This is a genomic window from Cognatundibacterium curvum, from assembly GCF_014284235.1.
GTDB classification, from domain to species: Bacteria; Pseudomonadota; Gammaproteobacteria; order Burkholderiales; family Burkholderiaceae_D; genus Undibacterium; species Undibacterium curvum.
Genome location: NZ_JACOGD010000001.1, coordinates 266,947 through 288,593 on the forward strand (window position 1 = coordinate 266,947; position 21,647 = coordinate 288,593).

Genomic DNA, 21,647 nt, shown 5'->3' on the forward strand with positions numbered 1-21,647 from the left:
AGGATGTGCTGGCGAACTACAGACGATCGCTGAGTGCCATGAAAATCAGAATAATTAAAATGACGCTCACGAGCCCACTGGGCCGATAACCCCATTGGCGGCTGTGAGGCCAGATCGGGACTGTGCCCAGAAGCAGCAGCAATAAGACCAGTAGCAGGATGCCCATCATTTTTCCTCTTTCGTTGCTTGGTGAGATTTTAATTCCGTTTTGAAGTAGTGCAGTGAAGCCACCAAGGCATGGTGCAGCGCCTCTGTGCCATCTGCCAATTGCTCCCAGCCTGCTTCGGTTGCGACGCGCATTTCATTGAGCTTGTCATGTATCTGCTCAGCTTGTGCGTTCAGTTTGCTTTTTTCTTCGAGGAATTTGACTTGCACCAGTTGCGCTTTCTTTTCGGCCTGATCTTCGAATTCAGTGATCATTTGGTTGAGATGGTCCAGTTTTTCCTGCATCTTTAATACATATTCGTCGCGGCGTTTCATGGCTTTCTCCTGGTGCTCTGGCCTGAGCTAGTGGGTGGCTAAAAGTGTTGCCTTAGGTTGGATTTCGGTGCTCATGACTACGCTGTATCAGATCTGGCTATATTGCCCTTGCGCTCGTTTCCATTGCTGTATCTGATCCACCGAACCGAATTCCCTACTGAAGCTGTCGTCTTCGTTCTTGCACCCGGTTTCGCTGCTCAGCGTGTATTCAAAGCGGCGCATTGCCAGACTATGCAGTGCAAGTCCCAGCGAGCCGCCGGTCAGCATGCCGGTGATCGCGCCGGACAGCACACCAAAGACAGCCGCATGCAGCACTGGCAGAACTAAGTCCGTTGCGTTGAAATACATCCTGGCTAGCGCTGAAAGTACCAGGCCGGAGCAGGCGCCGACCGCGCATGCGCTGAGCACGATCAGATGTTTTGCCGGGTAATCCGACATCTCAAATTGACTTAATGCAGTGATCTCTTGCTGCAATTCATCAGGTGATTCCGACTGCTGAATACCATCAGGGTATTCAACGCTTGCCTGCTGCACAGTGAATTTACACAGAGCTTGCTGTTTTGCTTGAGGGATGGTTTTCATTTCGGCCTTTCTTCGTTAAGACCGTGCAGAGTGTGCGGACAAGTAGCATCCCAGACTGTGCGCCGCCACACATGGAACACAATTTAGTCATCAGAAAATCTGACGTCATCCCCTTGTTTTGTTCGTTATCGGACAGATTCAATTTCTGTAAAAGATAAAGCTGGTGCTTCGCGGCCAGTTGGTATTGACTGTGCTGACCGCATAAAGACGCAGGAAAGTTGCTGCGTTGTCGAAAACGAGGAGTCTGAAAAATGAGTAGTAAAAAACATATTGATGCCGAGGGCAAACACGTGATCATATCCGCCTCCATCACTACAGAAGACGTGCTGGTCCGGTCTAAGACTGGATATATCCCTCAATACCTGACAGATACTTACGGTAAAACCGACAGGGTTTGCAAAGATGTGACGCTGCTAAAGCTGGTTAATCTTTCATTGAAAGACTTTCCCGGCTATGAATTGGTCAGTTTGGGAACACCAGTCAACTTTGATGTGGCACCCACTCATCTGACACGTGTTGAAATGCATTTCAATGACAAAGATCAAGTGGAAAAGTGTCTTAAGGAGATCAATACCTCCGACATGATGATACGTTTGCGTGTACAACCAGCCTGGGATTGGCAAGCCATTATTCGCAATGGACATGATGATGTCGTGCTGCATGTAGGCTGGTATGACACCGTCTATTTTTTGCAATTTAAAGATGTATTTCTTGGCGACTTGCATTGCCGTTATTCCGCCAAATTTGGCTTCGATCCCAAGGATGCAAAAATCACCCATTTCCGTTATGACGAGCGCGGACATCTGGATATGATTGAATCGCTTAATGAAAATGAGCGTAAGGCCGATGCGATGAAAGATCAGGTTGAATTCTTGCGTGTTTTCCGTGATGGCTCGGTTGAAACCACCTGATCACTTAATCCCCCGTTTCGAATATCCAAGCTTTATCTGGGAGCCCATCATGCAAAATCACATGCAGGCAGCGGTGGCAGAACAATTTAGTCAACCACTGGTGATACAACAATTACCGATACCCGTACCTGGCGCGGGTCAGATATTGGTCAAAACAGAGGCCTGCGGTGTTGGTCACACTGACCTGCATGCGGCGCATGGTGACTGGGCTATCAAGCCTGATATCGCAATGGCTGTGGCAGGCATAAGTTTGATCTGGTTTGAATTGATCAAAAATCTACGTGTGCATTACCTGGTGGAGAGCCAGCAAGGCATGCAAGAAGGATGTTCCTGCTCTAAGCCAGCGTAGCTGGCTGCCTTAGAGAACGATTAGAATGGCGCTGTTATTAGTCTTTATAACAGCGCCATCGTGTTTTATGTCAATAAGTGAAAGTGTCTGACCAGAAACAATAAGATCATGGCACCGATCACAGACATGATCAGACCGGCAGGATGCAGTAAGCTGCCATCTGCTGGCTTACTGAACAGGCCGCTGATCATGCCACCGATGAATGAACCTGCGATACCGATCAGTCCAGTCATGAGTAACCCCATGTGATCCGCACCCGGCATCAGAAAACGAGCCAGCAGTCCGGTAAAAATACCAACGATAAACATCCAGATATATTGCATAGCGACTCCCTAAATTTTTCCGGCACCATTGCCGGAAGCTGAGCGGGAAGAATAGCTATTTTTGGGGTGCTTGAATGCGGAGCGTCTGGGCGATTTTGTGAAAAATTGTTTTATTTTTATGTGAATTTACAAAATGTAATGCAATTAGTTTTGTATGGAAACTTTGTGTCTGTTTGCGCTATAAATTATCCAGATTTTTTTGGGAGGGGCAGCACCGGCTTGCTGCTCAGAGAGAGAAAAGTGCGGGCTTGTCGGGGACTGATCGGAGGCTGGCTGGAGGTTTATTGCGAACGATTCCAGCGCAGCAGGCGTTCGTCTGAGGCTTCTTTTAATAAATGACGGGCACGCTGGCGGTCGGTATGCTGAGTATTGTCGGTTTCTAACAGCAGGGCCAGTGCATGGATAGCCGGGGGAAATTCACCTTCGGCGGATTGTTCCAGCCAGTCGCGGGCTTTTTCTTTATCTTGTTTGACGCCATCACCGCTTTCGTAGGCATTGGATAGCAAGAACATCGCTTGCGCATGGCCGAGTTCACTGGCTTTCAATAGCCAGGCAACTGAGCCTTCTGCACTGGCCCGTGTGCCTTCGCCATATTTCGACATACGAGCCAGCATGAATGCGGCTTTGGCATTGTTTTGCAGTGCTGCTGCCTGATACCAGACTTTTGCTTCTGCATTATTCTTCTCGATTCCAAGCTGGGCTTTGTAGTTAGCTTCCGCCAGCGCAAACTGCGCTTCAATGTCGCCGGCCTGTGCAGCAGCTTTCAGCCATTTCAGCGCTTCTGCATAGCTTGCCGGATCAGCAGAACGCGCCAGGGCCAGCTCACGCTGGGCTTTGACGACGCCAGCTTGGGCCCATTTTTCTAAATAACGAAACGCTTCAGCCTGCTTTCCCTGCAAAGCTTGCATGCCGGCCATTTCTATTTCCGCCGCGGCTGGAATTTTGCTCTGACTGACGGAACACGCAGCTAAGCTTGTCACCAGGCTTGCCGATAAAACTGTCATCGCGAATCTACGCATCATTCATCATCCATCTATTGTGCCAGTGGATCTGCGCATAAAAAGATTGCACAGAGTTGGCAGACCCACTGGCGAATTACTTAGTTTTTTAGGTTTTACTCAGCCGTCAACAGCGCTGCTGTGGCTGAAATTACTTCGACAAGTCGATTGCATACTTTGCGTAGCCCGATGCATCCAGTGCACCTTCGCTCACAACCTGTGGCAGACCCAGGTTAGCGGCAACAGAGAATTTACCAGGTGCTGAGCGCAGAATGACCGGACCTTGTGTGCTGACTTTGACAAAGCTCCAGCTACGGCCTGAGCCATTCTTGGCGAATGTCACAGTGCCTTGCTTTTTCACGAAATCACTGACCACAGCCTGATTAGCATCCGGGGATTTGATGATGGTTTTACTGCCATCGATGCCCGGCACACTGCCACCGCCACTGGCGCGGTAATCATTAGTCGCGACAATGAAATCATCACTATCTGCCACTGCTTTACCCGCATATTGCAGATTGCTGATGCGGCTGCCAACAGGCTTGGTTACATCGATCTGATAACGCAGTGCGTTATTGTCTGCATAGAAAACGTCATAGTTGTAGATGGTCGAGTAATCCGGTACCAGGTCTTGTTCAGTCTTTAATGCAGGATTGATTTGTGCGAATTGCTTAGCCGCGGTTTCCAGCCAGTTTTTCAAATCACTGCCCTTGATTTTGACTGCCTGTACATTGTTATTGCCGTACAGGTAAAGATCGCCAGGGTTTCTGACTTGTAAAGTCACTGGATTGGCAACAGTAGCAGTTGGTGCGACATCGGTAAAATCGGTAGCGCCATTACGGCCTGCCTTAAACGGCGCGCTGCATGAAATAACCGGGATAGCTTTGTAACTGGCGATGACGGGATCCGTTGAATTGGCAATGAAGTTTTTGACATACTCGATTTGTGCCTGATTCACGATCTGAATCGCGCTGACATCGCCGACCAGAGAGAAAAAGGCGGACATGCCGAAATCGGTGCTGGTACCCAGGGATTGTGCCGCATAGGCGAGGGTTGCTTTATGCTCGGTATCAACCAGCGGTGCGATCGACGCGTCGGCATCAATATTCGTGACGCCGTCCTTATACTTAAATCCACGCGCTTCCACGTTTGTCAGATCTTTTTGCACTACCCATTTGCCCGACTGGTATTTGAGCGTGAGCTGAATGATGCCGAGGCGGCGGCCCCAGCTTTGTGCCATGACCGCAGGTACACCATTGACTAAACCCTTGATTGTATCGACTTTATCGGCCGGCAATGCTGCCAGGGAAGCATCAAGTTTAGGGCCATTTTTTTCTTTGGCTGCCGGGAAAATTAAATGAGAATGGCCTAACATCAGCGCATCGATGCCGGTGGTGGTCAGATGATAGCTGCCGTTTTCCATTTTTGGGCTGTAGGGTGATGCATCCAGACCACCATGTGACAAGGCAACCACCAGATCCGCACCTTTGGAACGCATTTCCGGCACGTATTTCTGAGCGGATTCGACTACGCCATTGACCATCACTTTACCAGCCAGGTTTTTTTGATCCCAATCCATAATCTGTGGCGGTACAAAGCCAATGATGCCGACATTAACCGGAACCACCATGCTGCTGCCATCGGGTTTAGTGCCGACAAAACGTTTATAGATGATGGAGTAGGGATTGAAGATAGGCTGCTGGCTGGCGACGCCAACGACGTTGGACAGCACGACCGGGAAGCCCGGCGAGCCACAGTTATTTGGTTTATTTACACCAGCAATGCCAAAATCTTTATTAGTGATCTGGCTCAGAAAATTCAAGCCATAATTGAATTCATGGTTGCCAACACCGGCGCCATCGAATTTCAAGGCATTCATTGCTTTGTGTATCGCCAGTGTACCGGCGCAGGTGACAGGGGCGGCGACAGCTTGCTGGTCACCCAGTAAAGTACCCTGAATCACATCGCCATCATCCAGCAATACTGTATTCGGATTTTCAGCACGTGCTGACTGAATCAGGGCGGCGGTACGTTCCAGTCCTATGCTGGTGTCGGCTTTCAAGCCGTAGTAATCATAGCTCAGGATATTCTGGTGTAAGTCTGTAGTTTCCAGCAAAGAAACCTTCACGATCGTTCCTTCAGGAATCGTTTCAGCCTCAGTAGTAGCTGAGCTGGAATTATTGTTGGCACAGCCACTCAGGATCAGGCCAGGAAACAGGGCAGGGATCAATGTGGCCCAATAAGTTTTTTTCATATTTTCTCCGGAGTAGGGAAGCAAACGATTGCGTTTTAAATTTTTTAAGACGCAATCGTTTGCTAAATTATTTTCACTTTGATGCAAATATTGCCTCACGCGCAGTCGGCGGCCAGATTATCTGTGAATATTGTGTCAGTAGCATGACTTCTTGTAATGCATTTTGCTACTTTTCAAGCGAGTCTGCCACACTGAGAGTCGGGGATGTTGATGTCTTTGTTGTCAGCATACTCGTATAATTGCCGTTTCGGCTGAGGTCATGTGTCGTGCAGATCACCGGAATCATGTTTATTTTTTGAAGATGAGATGAAATTGAATTTTTCCATACAAAGTAAAACGGTTGTTTCAGGTCTGGGCTGCGCGATGCTGGCATTTGCATTGAGTGCCTGCGTCACCTCTGCTCCAGTGCAAACGCCTGTTGTACCAGCAGTCGCCACAGTGACAACACCGAAAGTGGTACGTCCGGTCAAAATTGGCCTGGCCCTTGGTGGTGGTGCGGCCCGCGGATTCGCGCATATTGGTGTGATTAAGGCTTTAGAGTCACAAGGCATCGTTGCTGATGTTGTGGTGGGTACCAGCGCGGGTAGTGTCGTAGGTGCGATGTATGCAGCCGGGAATAATGGATTCACTTTGCAAAAGATGGCGCTGGAAATGGATGAGGCAACGATCTCTGACTGGTCGCTGCCTTTGTTTTCCAAATCCAGTGGCGTACTCAAAGGAGACGCGCTGCAAGCCTATGTGAATCGCATGGTCGGACAAACGCCGATTGAGCGTTTGAAAAAGCCCTTCGGTGCGGTCGCAACTGACCTTGCAACCGGTCAGGCTGTGTTATTTCAGCGCGGTAATACCGGTACGGCGGTACGCGCATCGTCTGCTGTGCCGGCGGTGTTCCAGCCTGTGCGCATCAATGACAAGCAATATGTGGATGGCGGTCTGGTGGCGCCGGTGCCGGTTCGGTTTGCGCGTGACATGGGTGCCGATCTGGTGATTGCTGTGAATATTTCTCAGGCAGTCGATGGGCAAAGCGGCACTGGAACGATAGACATCTTGCTTCAAACGGTCAGTATCATGGGGCAAAGCATTAATCAGTTTGAGTTGAAACAGGCGGATGTAGTGATACGTCCGGATTTGCCATCGATGAAAGGCAGTGATTTCGCGGGCCGCAATCTGGCGATACTGGCGGGCGAAAAAGCGGCGATGTTAGCCATGCCAGAAATCAAGCAAAAACTCAAAGCCATGCAGGAACGCTGAGTTGACTGAACTTTACATAACCGTCGGAGCAAGTCGTTTGTGCAGAGAGGTACAATGAAAAAAGGGAGCGCAGGCTCCCTTTTCTTTTGTATGCTTCATTAAGTTTTCTAAACACATTTCTGCGCTGAACTGAGTTGAGCTTAGTCAGCTGTGTTACTTCGCTTCATCTTCATTGATGCGGCGCGCGCCATTGAAGCGCTTTTTCCAGTAAGCCAAATCCATACTTTCTATCCTGACCTGACCACCTGCCGAAGGCGAGTGGATGAATTTATTGTCACCCAGGTAAATGCCTACATGCGAAAAACCACGACGCAGGGTATTGTAAAAAACAAGATCGCCGGGCTGCAGATCTTTCTGCTCAATTTTTTCGCCGACACGGCTGATTTCTGCGGAGGTGCGAGGCAGTTCAGCGCCAAGTGCATCCTTAAATACCAGGCGCACAAAACCACTGCAATCCAGGCCATTTTCCGGTGTATTGCCACCGCGCTTGTAGTGGATGCCGATGAAATCCATGGCCTTGACTGTCAGGTCTGAGGCTCTTTGTTTTAATTCTTGTAATTTGAGGTAGGCGGTGGAGGATTCGGGGAAAGTTGTATCTGCCGCTATGGAGGCGTTGATCACACAAGTTTGCAGGCATGCCGCAACGAGCACTAATTTTGCATTTCTGAGTATTCTGGAAACGTTTATTAGCATCTTTACACCTGTTGAAAAAAACCGCTCAACTTTAAGTCAGTTTTTGAACAATGTAAACCGTTTGCTGGATTTTTCTGCTCATATCTTGTTAAGGCTTAAATATAAGTTGAGAGCCTCGGTACCCTTGGGTCTGACATCATGTCCGCTATTTGGGCGGGGTATTTGCGAAAATCAATTTAATTGTTTTCATCGCAAAAACAGTGATGCTGGTTTGCAACTTGGCTTACAATCAACACATATTTTTTAGGAGAAATTTATGCAATCCAAGCCTTATCTGGTCTTAGAAGATGTCAAAAAAATCGCAGCTGCTGCGGAACAGGAAGCCATCTCAAATGGCTGGGCGGTCGTGATCGCTATTGTGGACGATGGCGGACATTTGATCTGGTTGCAGCGTCTGGATGGTGTGGCACCGATTTCCACGCATCTGGCGCCTGCTAAGGCAAAGACAGCGGCAATGGGTAAGCGTGATTCAAAAATCTATGAAGACTTAATCAATAATGGACGCTACTCCTTTTTGAGTGCACCGCTGGTCGAAGGTATGCTTGAGGGTGGGGTGCCGATTATGGTTGATGGTTATTGTGTTGGAGCGGTCGGCGTTTCTGGTGTGAAGTCAGCGGAAGATGCGCAGGTCGCACGCGCTGGTATTGCTGCGCTGGGTCTGAACTGAGTGCAGCAGTTCGCCGCGCATCCTTGATGCAGCATCCAGGCAGCGGTGGATACTGAGGATTTGCCAGTGAATTCGGGGTTTTGGGCTTGGCAAAAGGCGGTTTTCGGGCTATAATTCGAGGGTTTAACTAATCCGAAATCTCGCCGTAGCGCCTACCCAAATTCACATTGCTCCATACTTATTTTCAGGCCGTACGGATAGATAGTCCGGTCTGGGATAACGTCAATTTGGGGCATCGCAGCGGCGGTAACAATACAGGAGTTGCCCTTGCTGCCCATTCCGCAGTCCCTTCTTCGTTCCGGCCAGGACACCGCAATACTTGCTCTTGCTGATGGAACCATTTTTACTGGTTATTCTATTGGTGCTGCAGGTCATACGATAGGTGAAGTTGTTTTCAATACCTCGATGACCGGTTATCAGGAAATCCTCACTGATCCTAGTTACAGCTCCCAAATAGTCACCCTGACTTACCCCCATATTGGCAATACCGGCGTGAATGCTGAAGACGTCGAGTCTGAAAAAATTCATGCAGCAGGTCTGATCATTAAAGACCTTCCTATGCTGGTCTCCAATTTCCGCTCTGAATCCTCCCTTTCTGATTACCTCAAATCCCAAAACATAGTCGCTATTGCCGGTATTGATACGCGCAAGCTGACCCGTATTTTGCGTGAAAAAGGTGCGCAGGGCGGTGCGATACTGGTGGGTGCTGACGCTGAGAAAGCAATCGCACTGGCAAAATCTTTCCCAGGCTTGTCTGGCATGGATCTGGCGAAAGTCGTTTCAGTCAAACAGTCTTATGTCTGGACTGAGTCTGAATGGGTCCTGGGTCAAGGTTATGGCCAGCAAAACGCACCGCAATTCCATGTGGTTGCATTTGATTTTGGCGTGAAACGCAATATCCTGCGTATGCTCGCAGAACGTGGTTGTAAGGTCACTGTGCTGCCTGCGCAGTCCTCCGCTGCTGATGTGCTGGCATTGAATCCGGATGGCGTATTCCTGTCGAATGGTCCTGGCGATCCTGAGCCTTGCGACTATGCGATTGCAGCAGCCAAAGAACTGATAGAAAAAGGTGTACCAACTTTCGGTATTTGCCTTGGCCATCAAATCATGGCGCTGGCTTCAGGTGCCAAGACCTTGAAGATGAAGTTTGGTCACCATGGTGCGAATCATCCGGTACAGGATCTCGATAGCAAACAAGTGCTGATTACTTCGCAAAATCATGGTTTTGCTGTGGATGCAGCTTCCTTGCCTGCAAATTGCCGCGTCACACACGTATCCCTGTTTGACGGCTCCCTGCAAGGTTTTGCCCGTACCGATAAACCCGCATTCTGCTTCCAGGGACATCCGGAAGCATCACCAGGTCCGCACGATATTGCCTACCTGTTTGATCGCTTCATACAATTGATGGCCACGGCAAAGACAGGAGAATAATAAAAATGCCAAAACGTACCGACATAAAAAGCATACTGATTATCGGCGCTGGCCCAATTATCATTGGTCAGGCCTGTGAATTCGATTACTCTGGCGCGCAGGCATGTAAGGCTTTGCGCGAAGAAGGTTATCGCGTCATTCTGGTCAACAGCAATCCTGCGACCATCATGACCGACCCGGAAATGGCTGATGTGACTTATATCGAGCCTATCACCTGGCAGGTTGTAGAGCGCATCATTGCTAAAGAAAAACCGGACGCGATTCTGCCGACGATGGGTGGACAGACTGCGCTGAACTGCGCACTCGATCTGCATCGCAATGGTGTTTTGGTCAAATACGGTTGCGAACTGATCGGCGCTTCGCCAGAAGCGATCGACAAGGCCGAAGACCGCTTGAAATTCAAGAACGCCATGACCAAGATCGGCCTGGGTTCTGCGCGTTCCGGCGTTGCGCACTCCATGGAAGAAGCCTGGACTGTGCAAAAAGACGTCGGCTTCCCGGTCATTATCCGTCCATCGTTCACGATGGGTGGTACCGGTGGCGGTATCGCGTATAACTCCGAAGAATTTGAGACTATCTGTAAGCGTGGTCTGGAAGCTTCACCGACCAATGAATTGCTGATTGAAGAATCGCTGATAGGCTGGAAAGAATACGAAATGGAAGTGGTGCGCGACAAAGCGGACAACTGCATTATCGTTTGCTCGATTGAAAATCTGGACCCTATGGGTGTACATACCGGTGACTCGATCACGGTAGCACCAGCGCAGACACTGACTGACAAAGAATACCAGATCATGCGTAATGCATCGCTGGCAGTATTGCGTGAAATCGGTGTCGATACCGGTGGCTCTAACGTACAGTTCTCTGTCAATCCAGCCGATGGCCGTATGATCGTCATCGAGATGAATCCGCGCGTATCCCGTTCTTCTGCGCTGGCTTCAAAAGCAACCGGCTTCCCGATCGCGAAAATCGCTGCAAAGCTTGCGGTTGGTTTCACTTTGGACGAACTGCGCAATGAGATTACCGGCGGTGCTACACCGGCATCGTTTGAGCCGTCTATCGATTACGTGGTTACCAAGATTCCACGTTTCGCCTTCGAGAAATTCCCGACTGCCGACAACCGCCTGACGACACAGATGAAATCTGTGGGTGAAGTGATGGCAATCGGTCGCACCTTCCAGGAATCCTTCCAAAAAGCCCTGCGTGGCCTGGAAGTGGGCGTGGATGGTATGAATGAAAAAACCCAGGATCGCGAATTGCTGGAAAAAGAACTGGGCGAACCGGGCCCGGATCGTATTTGGTACGTAGGCGATGCATTTGCTCAAGGCTTTACGCTGGAAGAAGTGCATCAGCTCACGCATATCGACCCTTGGTTCCTGGTGCAGATTAAGGATATCGTCGACATCGAGCTGTGGCTGGATGAACAAACGCTCGAAAGTATCGATCAGGCCATGATGCTGAAGCTGAAGCAAAAAGGCTTCTCTGACCGTCGTCTGGCGAAATTACTCAAGACTACAGACACTGCTATCCGCGAAAAGCGCCGTGCATTGAATGTGCGTCCGGTCTACAAACGCGTCGATACCTGTGCCGGTGAGTTTGCGACTAACACCGCGTATATGTACTCGACCTATGAAGAAGAGTGCGAGTCCAACCCGACGGACAAGAAGAAAATCATGGTGCTCGGCGGTGGTCCTAACCGCATCGGCCAGGGCATAGAATTCGATTATTGCTGCGTTCATGCTGCATTCGCTATGCGTGAAGATGGTTACGAAACGATTATGGTTAACTGTAATCCGGAAACTGTCTCTACCGATTACGACACTTCCGACCGCCTCTACTTTGAGCCATTGACGTTGGAAGACGTATTGGAAATCGTCGATAAAGAAAAACCGGTAGGTGTGATCGTGCAGTATGGTGGTCAGACACCACTCAAACTGGCATTGGATCTGGAAGCGAATGGTGTGCCTATCGTTGGTACTTCGCCAGACATGATTGATGCAGCAGAAGACCGTGAGCGCTTCCAGAAAATGTTGCAGGAGCTGGGCTTGCGTCAGCCGCCTAATCGTACAGCACGTACTGAAACTGAAGCTCTGGCGCTGGCACAGGAAATTGGCTATCCGCTGGTAGTGCGTCCATCCTATGTCTTAGGTGGCCGTGCGATGGAAATCGTGCATGAACAGCGCGATCTTGAGCGCTATATGCGTGAAGCCGTCAAGGTGTCGCATGACTCTCCGGTATTGCTGGACCGCTTCCTGAATGATGCGATTGAAGTCGACGTGGATTGCTTGTCAGATGGCGAGCGCACCTTTATCGGCGGTGTGATGGAGCATATTGAGCAGGCCGGTGTGCACTCGGGTGATTCTGCGTGTTCTTTGCCACCGTACTCCCTGTCGCAGGAAACTATCGCCGAACTCAAGCGCCAGACTTCGCTGATGGCTAAGGGCTTGAATGTGGTTGGTCTGATGAATGTGCAATTCGCGATTCAGCAAAAAGAGGGACAGGATGTCGTGTTTGTGCTGGAAGTGAATCCACGCGCATCGCGTACTGTTCCTTATGTGTCGAAAGCGACTGGCTTGCAGCTGGCGAAAATCGCAGCACGTTGCATGGTTGGGCAGTCGCTGGATTCTCAGGGCATAGGCGCGGAAGTGGTGCCTCCTTACTTCAGCGTTAAAGAAGCGGTCTTCCCATTCGTTAAATTCCCTGGTGTGGATACTATCCTGGGACCGGAAATGAAATCGACCGGTGAAGTGATGGGTGTTGGTAAAACCTTCGGTGAAGCTTTCGTCAAATCCCAGCTTGGTGCAGGTGTGAAGCTGCCAACCTCAGGTAAGGTATTCCTGAGTATCAAAAACAGCGATAAGCCGCGTGCAGTCAAGGTGGCAAAGGATCTGGTTGAGCTGGGCTTCTCGGTGGTTGCAACGCGTGGTACTGCGGCTGCGATTACTGAGGCGGGTATTCCGGTTGCTATCGTGAATAAAGTTGTTGAGGGTCGTCCACACGTGGTGGATATGATCAAGAATAACGAAATTGCGATGGTGATTAATACCGTTGAAGAAAAGCGTAATGCGATTTCTGATTCCCGCGCCATCCGTACCTCAGCGCTGATCGCACGTGCAACTACGTTCACCACCATCGCCGGTGCGGAAGCAGCAGTTGAAGGTATGCGTCACCTGAATGAATTGCATGTTTATGATTTACAAGGTTTGCATAAGTCATTAAACTGAGCAAAATCCCAGTGCTGCTGAAAAGTTAGCACTGCACCTTTGATACAGAGGTCGCAAAAAACATCGCAGATGTTGCTTGCCCTCTGTATTTTTACTTTTATAAGCGTAAATGACATGAGTACAGTACCTATCACCAAATTCGGCGCAGAATTGTTGAAGCAAGAATTACACACCCTGAAAACAAAAGAGCGTCCAGCTGTGATTAATGCCATTGCAGAAGCACGTGCTCAGGGTGATCTGTCTGAAAATGCAGAATACGATGCAGCGAAAGAGCGTCAGGCTTTCATTGAGGGCCGCATTGCAGAATTAGAGGGTAAGCTGGGTTCTGCACAGATCATTGACCCATCCACGCTGGATGCAGAAGGCCGCGTGGTGTTCGGCTCTACCGTGCATCTGGAAGATCTGGAAACGTCGCAGAAAGTGACTTACCAGATCGTTGGTGAAGATGAGGCGGATATTAAAGTCAGCAAGGTATCCATTACATCGCCTATCGCGCGTGCTTTGATCGGCAAGTATGCGGGTGATGTGGTTGGCGTTCAGGCACCGGCTGGTATCCGTGAATACGAAGTGCTGGACGTGTCTTACGTTTGATTAGTTTTTGTTGTACCAGAGCGCAGCACTTAACTGAGTGCTGCCTGCCGGTTGAGCAGAGCAGTAAAAAATAACCCGGCACCAGGCCGGGTTATTTGATGCAAAGACCTTGACGATCAGCCAAGTGCATTCTTTTTCTTACTGGACTGACGTGGTTTTGCACGTTTGATATTGCCGCCTTGAGTGACGCGCTCGTTTCCTTTTACCAGTACTTTGGAAACAGTTGGCTTTTTCGTTCCACTTGGGCTAGGCTTCACGATAGTAACTTCTCTCAGGCCTCTGCCTTTTTTAACCAGTTTATTTTCTTTTACACCCTCGAGTTTCGGGCGATAGATCACCAGCAGTTTGCCGATGTGCTGCACAGGCGCTGCATCGAGTTCGCCGCAAATGGTGTCGTACATAGCAATACGTGCTTCACGGTCGTCGCCGAAAACGCGTACTTTGATCAGTCCATGTGCATCCAGGCCAGCGTCAATTTCTTTTTTGACGGCTGGAGTCAGGCCAGCTTCACCGATCAATACGATAGGTTTCAGGCCATGTGCCTCGGATCTGAGTTCGCTTCGTTCAGCGGGTGTGAGTTTTAACATAGTAATTCCTTTAAAAGCAGTATTTTACGCGAATGGCAAAGAATAAATTCAATCAAAATTGGGTTCACGATCATATAAATGATCCATATGTGAAACTTGCACAAAAAGAAGGCTATCGTGCGCGTGCCGTCTATAAGTTGAAAGAGATCGATGAGGTTGAGAAATTAATCCGTCCTGGTCAGGTCATTGTTGACCTGGGCGCTACACCTGGCAGCTGGTCCCAGTATGTACGGAATAAACTGGCAGGCAAAGAAGGCGGCGGCATATTGGGCGAGATTTACGCGCTGGATTTGCTGCCTATGGAGCCGATTGCAGATGTTCAGTTTATTCAGGGCGATTTCCGTGAGGATGAAGTGCTGGATAAATTAGAAGCATGCCTGTCAGGAAGAAAAGTAGATCTTGTTCTGTCTGATATGGCACCCAATCTCTCCGGCAATTCCACAGTCGATGCCGCAAGGGTGGAGTATATCATTGAGTTAGCTATTTCTTTCGCGAAAGCTCACTTAAAACCTGGTGGTGCCTTGTTGGTTAAGTGTTTTCACGGGCCGAGTTATAATAATATTGTCAATATGTTCAAGGACGAATTTAAAGTTGTCCAGAACAAGAAGCCGAAAGCAAGTAAGGATAAATCATCAGAAATCTTCCTTCTGGGTAAAGGATTGAAAAATCCTGAGTAATTTTTCTCTTGATTATCGTCAATACAGGCATCATATGTTGGCTAGCAAGCTCTGCCTATTGCGGGTAGAATGAACAATTACAGTATCAGAAAAATAGCGCAACCTGCGTTCAAGGAGTTCTCGTGAATAATATGTTTTCAAAAGCAGCGATATGGGTGGTGGTTGCCCTGGTGCTTTTTACCCTGTTCAAACAATTTGAAGGGAAAAGCGGCAGCATTGGCGTTACTTCCGTACCCTATTCAGAATTTCTGGAAGAGGTGAAGGCTAAGCATATTAAAGAAGCCACCATCGATGATGCGAACCGCACAGTCACAGCGGTGACAACTGATGGTAAGAAGATTAAGTCGCAACTCACGATTTTTGATCGCGGTCTGGTTGGTGACCTGGTCAATAATGGCATTAAATTTGATAATAAACCGCCGGAAGAGCAATCTTTCCTGCAGCAGGTATTTATTTCCTGGTTCCCCATGTTGTTGTTGATCGGTGTATGGATCTTCTTCATGCGTCAAATGCAGGGTGGTGGTAAAGGGGGCGCTTTTTCTTTCGGTAAGTCGAAGGCAAGAATGCTGGATGACACTAACAATAACGTTACATTTGCCGATGTGGCTGGTTGCGACGAAGCAAAAGAAGAAGTCACAGAAGTGGTGGACTTCCTCAGAGATCCGACCAAATTCCAAAAGCTGGGTGGTCGTATTCCACGTGGTATCCTGATGGTAGGTCCACCAGGTACCGGTAAAACTTTGCTGGCACGTGCAATCGCTGGTGAAGCCAAAGTGCCATTTTTTACTATCTCCGGTTCAGATTTCGTAGAAATGTTCGTTGGTGTTGGTGCTTCCCGCGTACGCGACATGTTCGATACGGCGAAAAAACATGCGCCTTGCATTATTTTCATTGATGAGATTGATGCAGTTGGCCGTCACCGTGGTGCCGGTATGGGTGGTGGTAATGATGAGCGTGAACAGACACTGAACCAGATGCTGGTTGAGATGGATGGCTTTGAAGCGAACTCTGGTGTGATCGTCATCGCTGCAACTAACCGTGCCGATGTATTGGATAAGGCTTTGTTGCGTCCGGGTCGTTTCGATCGTCAGGTTTCCGTAGGCTTGCCGGATATTCGTGGCCGTGAACAGATCTTGAACGTGCATATGCGTAAAGTACCAGTGTCTTCCGATGTCCGTGCTGATATCCTGGCACGCGGCACACCTGGTTTCTCAGGCGCTGATCTGGCTAACCTGGTCAATGAAGCTGCATTGTTTGCTGCACGCAGAAATAAACGTCTGGTTGAAATGCTGGATTTCGAGGATGCCAAAGATAAGATTTACATGGGCCCTGAGCGTAAATCTATGGTCATGCGTGAAGATGAACGTCGCAATACCGCCTACCATGAGTCTGGTCACGCAGTCGTCGCTAAATTGTTGCCTAAGGCTGATCCTGTGCATAAGGTTACTATCATGCCGCGTGGTTACGCCCTGGGTTTGACCTGGCAGTTACCTGAGCACGATCAGATCAGTGGCTACAAAGATAAAATGCTGGAAGAGATTTCTATCCTGTTCGGCGGTCGTATTGCTGAAGAAATTTTTGTCGGCCAAATGTCTACCGGCGCATCGAATGATTTCTCACGCGCGACGAAATTGGCACGCTCTATGGTGACACGCTTCGGTATGTCGGACAGTATGGGTGTCATGGTCTACGAAGACAGTCAGCAGGAAGGTTATTTCGGTATGTCTTCCAAAACGATTTCGGAAGCGACTCAGCAAAAAGTAGATGCTGAAATCCGCTCGATTTTGGATACGCAATATGCTTTGGCGCGTAAGCTGTTAGAAGAAAACCGCGATAAAGTAGAAGCCATGACTAAGGCCTTGCTCGATTGGGAAACGATCGATGCGGATCAGGTCAACGATATCATGAACGGTGTTGATCCACGCCCACCTAAAGCAGGTCAGTCTACCGGACGCGGCTCTTCCGGCAATGCATCTGGCGGCGTTTCCCCGAACGCTACTGCACCAGCCTGATTAACTATTTTTCAGACGGAAAGGTGAGGTCATAACCTCGCCTTTTTGCTTTTATGAAGAAAAACTTTCAATGTGGCCGTTTTCGCTTTCCTTTGAATGCGAAAGGCTTTCGACCCTTAGTCATGGGTATCTTGAATGTCACGCCGGATTCATTTTCTGATGGCGGAAAATTTACTGATCTTGATGCCGCGCTGGCTCAGGTAGATGCCATGCTCAGAGATGGTGTCGACATCATCGACATCGGTGCAGAATCCAGTCGTCCAGGTGCTACGCCACTCTCCCTGCAGCAGGAGCTCGATAGGCTCATGCCTTTGGTATTTGCCATCCGCGATTGCGGTAAGGCCATCTCCGTTGATACCTATAAACCAGCTGTCATGAAGGAAGTGTTACTGGCTGGAGTGGATATGATCAATGACATTTCCGGCTTCTGCAGCGCTGAGTCTGTCGCAGCGGTGGCATCATCCGATGCGGGCTTGTGTGCCATGCATATGCAACAGCAACCGCAGACTATGCAGCAGGCGCCGGCCTATGATGATGTAGTCAACGAAGTCGCCAGTTTTTTGCAACACCGTAAGCAAGCACTGATTGCAGCGGGTGTGGAAGAGGAGAGAATTTGCCTGGATCCGGGATTTGGATTTGGTAAAACATTGGCGCATAATGTGGCATTGTTCAAAAATACACGTCATTTGATTGCTATGCTGGATAGCCCTTTGTTGATTGGCGTCTCCAGGAAATCGATGATAGGTGCTTTAACTGACAGAGAAATCGAGCACAGGCTGGCGGGAAGCCTGAGTGCAGCGCTCGCAGCAGCGCATCAAGGGGCCGCGATATTACGTGTTCATGATGTCAAAGAGACCGTGGACGCGCTCAAAGTTTGGAATAATCTTAGTGATACGGAGTGGAATTTCAATGTCTAGAAAATATTTTGGTACTGACGGTATACGTGGACGTGTCGGTGTCGCACCGATTACACCTGACTTTGTAATGCGCTTAGGATATGCCGCCGGAAAAGTTTTGGCACAGGCTGGCCACGTGGGCGAGGGACGTCCCACCGTACTCATCGGTAAAGATACACGTATTTCTGGTTATATGCTCGAAGCCTCTTTAGAAGCAGGCTTTGCAGCGGCAGGTGTCGATGTCATGTTATCAGGTCCGATGCCGACCCCGGCCGTCGCCTATCTGACACGTGCCTTGCGTCTTGCTGCCGGTGTTGTGATTTCAGCTTCGCATAATCCTTATGATGACAACGGGATTAAATTTTTCTCGGCACAAGGGAATAAATTGCCGGATGAAGTAGAGCTCGCGATCGAAGCTGAGCTGGAAAAAGAAATGCTGTGCGTGAGTTCTGAGCACTTAGGTAAAGCACATCGTTTGCGTGATGCGAATGGCCGTTACATCGAATTCTGCAAAGGGACTTTCCCTACCGAGCTGGATTTGCGCGGCATGAAAATTGTCGTGGATTGCGCACACGGTGCGGCTTACGATATTGCGCCGCATGTATTCCATGAGCTGGGTGCCGAAGTAATCGCGATTGGCAATACGCCGAATGGGCTCAATATCAATGACAAAGTCGGTGCGACAGCGCCCGATGCACTCGCATTAGCAGTACGTGCAAACCATGCAGATTTGGGTATTGCCCTTGATGGTGATGCTGATCGCCTGGTCATGGTGGATCGTCACGGGAAAATTTATAACGGCGATCAGTTGTTGTATCTGATGGTATTGGACCGTCTCGCGACTGGCCCGGTAGCTGGCGTGGTTGGTACTTTGATGACCAATATGGCAGTCGAGGTCGCCCTGCAAAAACTGAATGTTGGCTTTTCACGCGCCAAGGTCGGCGATCGCTATGTACTGGAGCAACTACACGAACGTGGCTGGCTACTCGGTGGTGAAGGCTCTGGTCATTTGCTGTGCCTGGATAAGCATTCTACGGGCGATGGTATTGTCTCTGCCTTGCAGGTCTTGTCCGCATTAAAACGCAGCGGTAAAACACTGGACGAATGTATTTCTGGTTTAGTGCTGTATCCGCAGACCTTATTAAATGTGCGTGTCACACCCGGTTTTAACTGGCAAGACAATGCTGCGCTGGTCGCAGAAAAAGCCAAAGTCGAAGCTGAACTTGGCAATCGTGGGCGTGTGCTGATACGTGCATCCGGTACTGAACCGCTGATACGCGTGATGGTGGAAGCGGATGATGCAGACTTGGCAGCAAGTTCTGCGCGCCGTTTGGTGGATTGCATTAAATAATGCCATGCAGGCGGCTTTCGGGCCGTCTGAATATTGAAAGTATTGGCAATTACATGTAGTATTCAGCCTTCAGTTTTTTAGCGCGATTGTGCTGAAATCTAAACTGTCCATAGCTCAGTTGGATAGAGCACGAGCCTTCTAAGCTCGGGGTCGTAGGTTCGATTCCTACTGGGCAGGCCAGAATATAAAGCCCAGCTTGTAGCTGGGCTTTTTTGTTTCTGATTGCGCAGAATTCGTAGGCGGGGCAGGGGCTGTTTTTTTCAGCCCCTGTCTGCTTACCAGATCGTGACGCGCTCTGCCGGTGGCAGATACATCTTGTTGGCTTCTTTAACGCCAAATGACTGATAGAACGGTGTCATATTGCGCAGCGTGCCGTTAGCACGGAATTCGCCAGGGGAGTGCGGATCCGTTTTTATACGGATAATCGCTTCCTGTTCACGCAACTTACCACGCCAAACCTGAGCAAAGCCCATGAAGAAACGCTGATCACCAGTGAGGCCTCCAATCACAGGAGCAGGTTTGCCGCCCAGCGATAATTTATAGGCTTTGTAAGCGATGGCCAGACCGGAATTATCAGCAATGTTTTCGCCCAGAGTCAGCTCACCATTCACGTGATAGCCGGACACGGGTGAAAACGCATTGTATTGCTTTACCAGCGCAGCAGTTTTTGCCGCAAATTTTTCGTGGTCTTCTTTCGTCCACCAGTCACGCAGATTACCCAAGCCGTCATACTGTGCGCCCTGATCATCGAAACCATGGCTGATTTCATGGCCAATCACCGCGCCTATGCCGCCGTAGTTAACCGCATCATCGGCTTTCGGATTGAAGAATGGTGCCTGCAAAATAGCTGCCGGGAACACGATTTCATTCATCTCCGGATTGTAGTAAGCATTGACCGTTTGTGGTGTCATGCCCCACTCATCACGATCGATGGGCTTACCTAATTTATTCAGTTCAGTTTGTGCTGCAAACTGGCGAATCGCACGCAGATTACCTACTGCATCACCTTTGACTATCTTCAGCTCAGAATAATCTTTCCATTTATTTGGATAGCCGATCTTAGGCATAAAGGTAGCGAGCTTAGCCTGCGCTTCTTTTTTGGTCGCATCACTCATCCAGTCCAGCGTGTCCACGCTTTGCTTGTAAGCGAGCAGCAGATTATTCACGAGTTGCTCCATCTTGGCTTTGCTATCAGCAGGGAAGTGCTTTTCAACGTAGAGTTTGCCCAGACTTTCACCCATGCCGCTGTCGACCAGACGTACGCCACGTTTCCAGCGCACTTCCTGACTAGGAACGCCACGCAGGGTTTTGCTGAAGAAGGCAAAGCTTTCATCCGCAAACTGTTTTGGTAATTGCGATGCAGCAGAGCTGAAGGTGTGCCATTTCAGGTAAGCCTTGATGGTGTCCAGCGGTGTTTCTGCCAACACTTTGCTCATTCCTGAGATATAGCTAGGCTGGGCCACGATCACATAGTCTATCTTACCGCTCACGCCCAATTCTTTCAGGTAGGCATTCCAGTCATTGCCTGCACCCAGCTTGCCGAGTTCATTCAAAGGAATTTTGTTGTAGGCTTTGATCGGATCGCGCAATTCAACTTTGGTCCATTGCACCTTGGCCAGCTCGGTTTCCAGCGCCAGAATCGCGGCTGCTTTTTTAGCGGCGTCTTTATCACCCGCCAGGCTCAGCATTTTCTCTATATGCTGCAGGTATTTTTCGCGGGTAGCTTTGAGTTTGGCGTCGTCATCTTTCAGATAGTAATCACGATCTGGCAGTGCCAGGCCGGATTGACCGATGTCGAGTACGTATTTGGTGGAGTCTTTATTGTCCTGATGTACCTGCACATCAAAAGGTGCGGTAACGCTGATACGGTTCAGCCATGCAAAAGTAGCTGGTAACTGATTTTTGTCGGAGATAGCATCAATCTTCGCAAAGTCGGCTTGCAAAGGCTTGAGGCCTGCGGCTTCGATGGCCTTGGTGTCCATGAAGCTGGCAAATAAATCGGCGATCTTTTGCGCATCGCTGCCTTGTGCATTCTGGCCTTTGGACAGGCCTTGAATAATTGTGTGCAAACGTGGCACTACAGCTTCACGCAAATCCATAAACGCACCAGCTGAAGAGCGGTCAGACGGGATCTGTGCATTTTTGAGCCAGGCGCCATTCACATGGCGATAAAAATCTTCTTGTGGCGCAACAGATTTGTCCTGGAATTTGGTGTCTATACCGGACAGCAATACGGAGGGCGACGCCGCTTTGGCAGGTTCCGCGGCATAACTGGTGGCAGTGCTGGTTGTGCCAGCGATGAGCAGCGCGATAACGCTGATAACTTGGGCTTTCACGTAAGGTTACTCCTCTTTAGTAGCGGGTCACAGA

19 protein-coding genes, 1 tRNA gene and 1 pseudogene are annotated in these 21,647 nt (G+C 49.4%); 12 read left to right on the plus strand and 9 right to left on the minus strand.

The annotated features are described in order from the left end of the window. Positions 1-16: 16 nt before the first annotated feature. The 3 genes from H8K43_RS01245 to H8K43_RS01255 form a co-directional block, all read right to left on the minus strand. A complete protein-coding gene (locus H8K43_RS01245; RefSeq protein WP_186902169.1) occupies positions 17-169 on the minus strand; it encodes a DUF3309 family protein in 153 nt (50 codons plus the stop codon). Beyond that, positions 166-480 (minus strand): sll1863 family stress response protein, encoded by a 315-nt coding sequence (locus H8K43_RS01250; RefSeq protein WP_186902170.1) that lies wholly within the window; start codon positions 478-480, stop codon positions 166-168. The genes H8K43_RS01245 and H8K43_RS01250 overlap by 4 nt, the downstream gene beginning before the upstream one ends. A gap of 87 nt (positions 481-567) precedes the next feature. After that, positions 568-1,062 (minus strand): hypothetical protein, encoded by a 495-nt coding sequence (locus H8K43_RS01255; RefSeq protein WP_186902171.1) that lies wholly within the window; start codon positions 1,060-1,062, stop codon positions 568-570. Positions 1,063-1,313: 251 nt separating this feature from the next. On the opposite strand from H8K43_RS01255, the gene H8K43_RS01260 reads away from it, so the two are divergent. Further along, entirely contained in the window at positions 1,314-1,973 is a 660-nt protein-coding gene (locus H8K43_RS01260) for a hypothetical protein (RefSeq protein WP_186902172.1), read from the plus strand. A 49-nt stretch (positions 1,974-2,022) separates the two neighbouring features. After that, a pseudogene (locus H8K43_RS01265) lies at positions 2,023-2,193 on the plus strand (zinc-dependent alcohol dehydrogenase); the annotation flags it as partial. Between the two features lie 194 nt (positions 2,194-2,387). Here the strand turns inward: H8K43_RS01265 and H8K43_RS01270 are convergent. The 3 genes from H8K43_RS01270 to H8K43_RS01280 form a co-directional block, all read right to left on the minus strand. Next, on the minus strand, positions 2,388-2,645 hold the full coding sequence (locus H8K43_RS01270; RefSeq protein WP_186902173.1) for a GlsB/YeaQ/YmgE family stress response membrane protein: 258 nt from the start codon (positions 2,643-2,645) through the stop codon (positions 2,388-2,390). Between the two features lie 281 nt (positions 2,646-2,926). Beyond that, on the minus strand, positions 2,927-3,562 hold the full coding sequence (locus H8K43_RS01275; protein WP_186902174.1) for a tetratricopeptide repeat protein: 636 nt from the start codon (positions 3,560-3,562) through the stop codon (positions 2,927-2,929). A 232-nt stretch (positions 3,563-3,794) separates the two neighbouring features. After that, positions 3,795-5,897, minus strand: a complete 2,103-nt coding sequence (locus H8K43_RS01280; RefSeq protein ID WP_186902175.1) for a bifunctional 2',3'-cyclic-nucleotide 2'-phosphodiesterase/3'-nucleotidase — start codon at positions 5,895-5,897, stop codon at positions 3,795-3,797. Between the two features lie 306 nt (positions 5,898-6,203). Between H8K43_RS01280 and H8K43_RS01285 the strand changes: the two genes are divergently transcribed. Further along, positions 6,204-7,148, plus strand: coding sequence for a patatin-like phospholipase family protein (locus H8K43_RS01285; RefSeq protein WP_230403609.1), 945 nt, complete (start codon positions 6,204-6,206; stop codon positions 7,146-7,148). A gap of 153 nt (positions 7,149-7,301) precedes the next feature. On the opposite strand, the gene H8K43_RS01290 is transcribed toward H8K43_RS01285, so the two are convergent. Beyond that, positions 7,302-7,769, minus strand: a complete 468-nt coding sequence (locus H8K43_RS01290; protein WP_408058470.1) for a C40 family peptidase — start codon at positions 7,767-7,769, stop codon at positions 7,302-7,304. 328 nt (positions 7,770-8,097) lie between these two features. Here H8K43_RS01290 and H8K43_RS01295 point away from each other — a divergent pair, with 328 nt between their 5' ends. From H8K43_RS01295 to greA, 4 genes are all read left to right on the plus strand, one after another. Continuing rightward, positions 8,098-8,508, plus strand: coding sequence for a GlcG/HbpS family heme-binding protein (locus tag H8K43_RS01295; RefSeq protein ID WP_186902176.1), 411 nt, complete (start codon positions 8,098-8,100; stop codon positions 8,506-8,508). Positions 8,509-8,784: 276 nt separating this feature from the next. Beyond that, positions 8,785-9,939: a glutamine-hydrolyzing carbamoyl-phosphate synthase small subunit gene (carA, locus tag H8K43_RS01300; RefSeq protein ID WP_186902514.1), complete on the plus strand. Its 1,155-nt coding sequence runs from the start codon at positions 8,785-8,787 to the stop codon at positions 9,937-9,939. A gap of 5 nt (positions 9,940-9,944) precedes the next feature. Next, a complete protein-coding gene (gene carB, locus H8K43_RS01305) occupies positions 9,945-13,163 on the plus strand; it encodes a carbamoyl-phosphate synthase large subunit (protein WP_186902177.1) in 3,219 nt (1,072 codons plus the stop codon). A gap of 114 nt (positions 13,164-13,277) precedes the next feature. After that, complete coding sequence (greA, locus tag H8K43_RS01310) at positions 13,278-13,754, plus strand: transcription elongation factor GreA (protein WP_186902178.1); 477 nt, start codon at positions 13,278-13,280, stop codon at positions 13,752-13,754. 116 nt (positions 13,755-13,870) lie between these two features. Here the strand turns inward: greA and H8K43_RS01315 are convergent, their stop codons facing one another. Then, complete coding sequence (locus tag H8K43_RS01315; RefSeq protein ID WP_162018516.1) at positions 13,871-14,341, minus strand: YhbY family RNA-binding protein; 471 nt, start codon at positions 14,339-14,341, stop codon at positions 13,871-13,873. 32 nt (positions 14,342-14,373) lie between these two features. Here H8K43_RS01315 and H8K43_RS01320 point away from each other — a divergent pair, with 32 nt between their 5' ends. The 5 genes from H8K43_RS01320 (at position 14,374) to H8K43_RS01340 (ending at position 19,457) form a co-directional block, all read left to right on the plus strand. Beyond that, positions 14,374-15,018 (plus strand): RlmE family RNA methyltransferase, encoded by a 645-nt coding sequence (locus H8K43_RS01320; RefSeq protein ID WP_186881449.1) that lies wholly within the window; start codon positions 14,374-14,376, stop codon positions 15,016-15,018. A gap of 122 nt (positions 15,019-15,140) precedes the next feature. Next, entirely contained in the window at positions 15,141-17,030 is a 1,890-nt protein-coding gene (gene ftsH, locus H8K43_RS01325; protein ID WP_162018518.1) for an ATP-dependent zinc metalloprotease FtsH, read from the plus strand. Positions 17,031-17,083: 53 nt separating this feature from the next. Further along, positions 17,084-17,947 carry a dihydropteroate synthase gene (gene folP, locus H8K43_RS01330; protein WP_186902179.1) on the plus strand — a complete coding sequence of 288 codons (864 nt, stop codon included), beginning with the start codon at positions 17,084-17,086 and terminating at the stop codon, positions 17,945-17,947. Then, on the plus strand, positions 17,940-19,277 hold the full coding sequence (gene glmM, locus H8K43_RS01335) for a phosphoglucosamine mutase (protein WP_186902180.1): 1,338 nt from the start codon (positions 17,940-17,942) through the stop codon (positions 19,275-19,277). The genes folP and glmM overlap by 8 nt, the downstream gene beginning before the upstream one ends. 103 nt (positions 19,278-19,380) lie before the next feature. Next, positions 19,381-19,457, plus strand: a tRNA-Arg gene (locus tag H8K43_RS01340). A gap of 95 nt (positions 19,458-19,552) precedes the next feature. Here H8K43_RS01340 and H8K43_RS01345 read toward each other — a convergent pair. Then, a complete protein-coding gene (locus tag H8K43_RS01345) occupies positions 19,553-21,613 on the minus strand; it encodes a M13 family metallopeptidase (RefSeq protein WP_186902181.1) in 2,061 nt (686 codons plus the stop codon). Positions 21,614-21,647 lie beyond the last annotated feature (34 nt).

Coding starts and splice junctions, on each gene's coding strand:
- H8K43_RS01245 (WP_186902169.1), bottom strand. CDS start 169: ATGATGGGCATCCTGCTACTGGTCTTATTGCTGCTGCTTCTGGGCACA.
- H8K43_RS01250 (WP_186902170.1), bottom strand. CDS start 480: ATGAAACGCCGCGACGAATATGTATTAAAGATGCAGGAAAAACTGGAC.
- H8K43_RS01255 (WP_186902171.1), bottom strand. CDS start 1,062: ATGAAAACCATCCCTCAAGCAAAACAGCAAGCTCTGTGTAAATTCACT.
- H8K43_RS01260 (WP_186902172.1), top strand. CDS start 1,314: ATGAGTAGTAAAAAACATATTGATGCCGAGGGCAAACACGTGATCATA.
- H8K43_RS01270 (WP_186902173.1), bottom strand. CDS start 2,645: ATGCAATATATCTGGATGTTTATCGTTGGTATTTTTACCGGACTGCTG.
- H8K43_RS01275 (WP_186902174.1), bottom strand. CDS start 3,562: ATGGCCGGCATGCAAGCTTTGCAGGGAAAGCAGGCTGAAGCGTTTCGT.
- H8K43_RS01280 (WP_186902175.1), bottom strand. CDS start 5,897: ATGAAAAAAACTTATTGGGCCACATTGATCCCTGCCCTGTTTCCTGGC.
- H8K43_RS01285 (WP_230403609.1), top strand. CDS start 6,204: ATGAAATTGAATTTTTCCATACAAAGTAAAACGGTTGTTTCAGGTCTG.
- H8K43_RS01295 (WP_186902176.1), top strand. CDS start 8,098: ATGCAATCCAAGCCTTATCTGGTCTTAGAAGATGTCAAAAAAATCGCA.
- carB (WP_186902177.1), top strand. CDS start 9,945: ATGCCAAAACGTACCGACATAAAAAGCATACTGATTATCGGCGCTGGC.
- greA (WP_186902178.1), top strand. CDS start 13,278: ATGAGTACAGTACCTATCACCAAATTCGGCGCAGAATTGTTGAAGCAA.
- H8K43_RS01315 (WP_162018516.1), bottom strand. CDS start 14,341: ATGTTAAAACTCACACCCGCTGAACGAAGCGAACTCAGATCCGAGGCA.
- H8K43_RS01320 (WP_186881449.1), top strand. CDS start 14,374: ATGGCAAAGAATAAATTCAATCAAAATTGGGTTCACGATCATATAAAT.
- folP (WP_186902179.1), top strand. CDS start 17,084: ATGAAGAAAAACTTTCAATGTGGCCGTTTTCGCTTTCCTTTGAATGCG.
- glmM (WP_186902180.1), top strand. CDS start 17,940: ATGTCTAGAAAATATTTTGGTACTGACGGTATACGTGGACGTGTCGGT.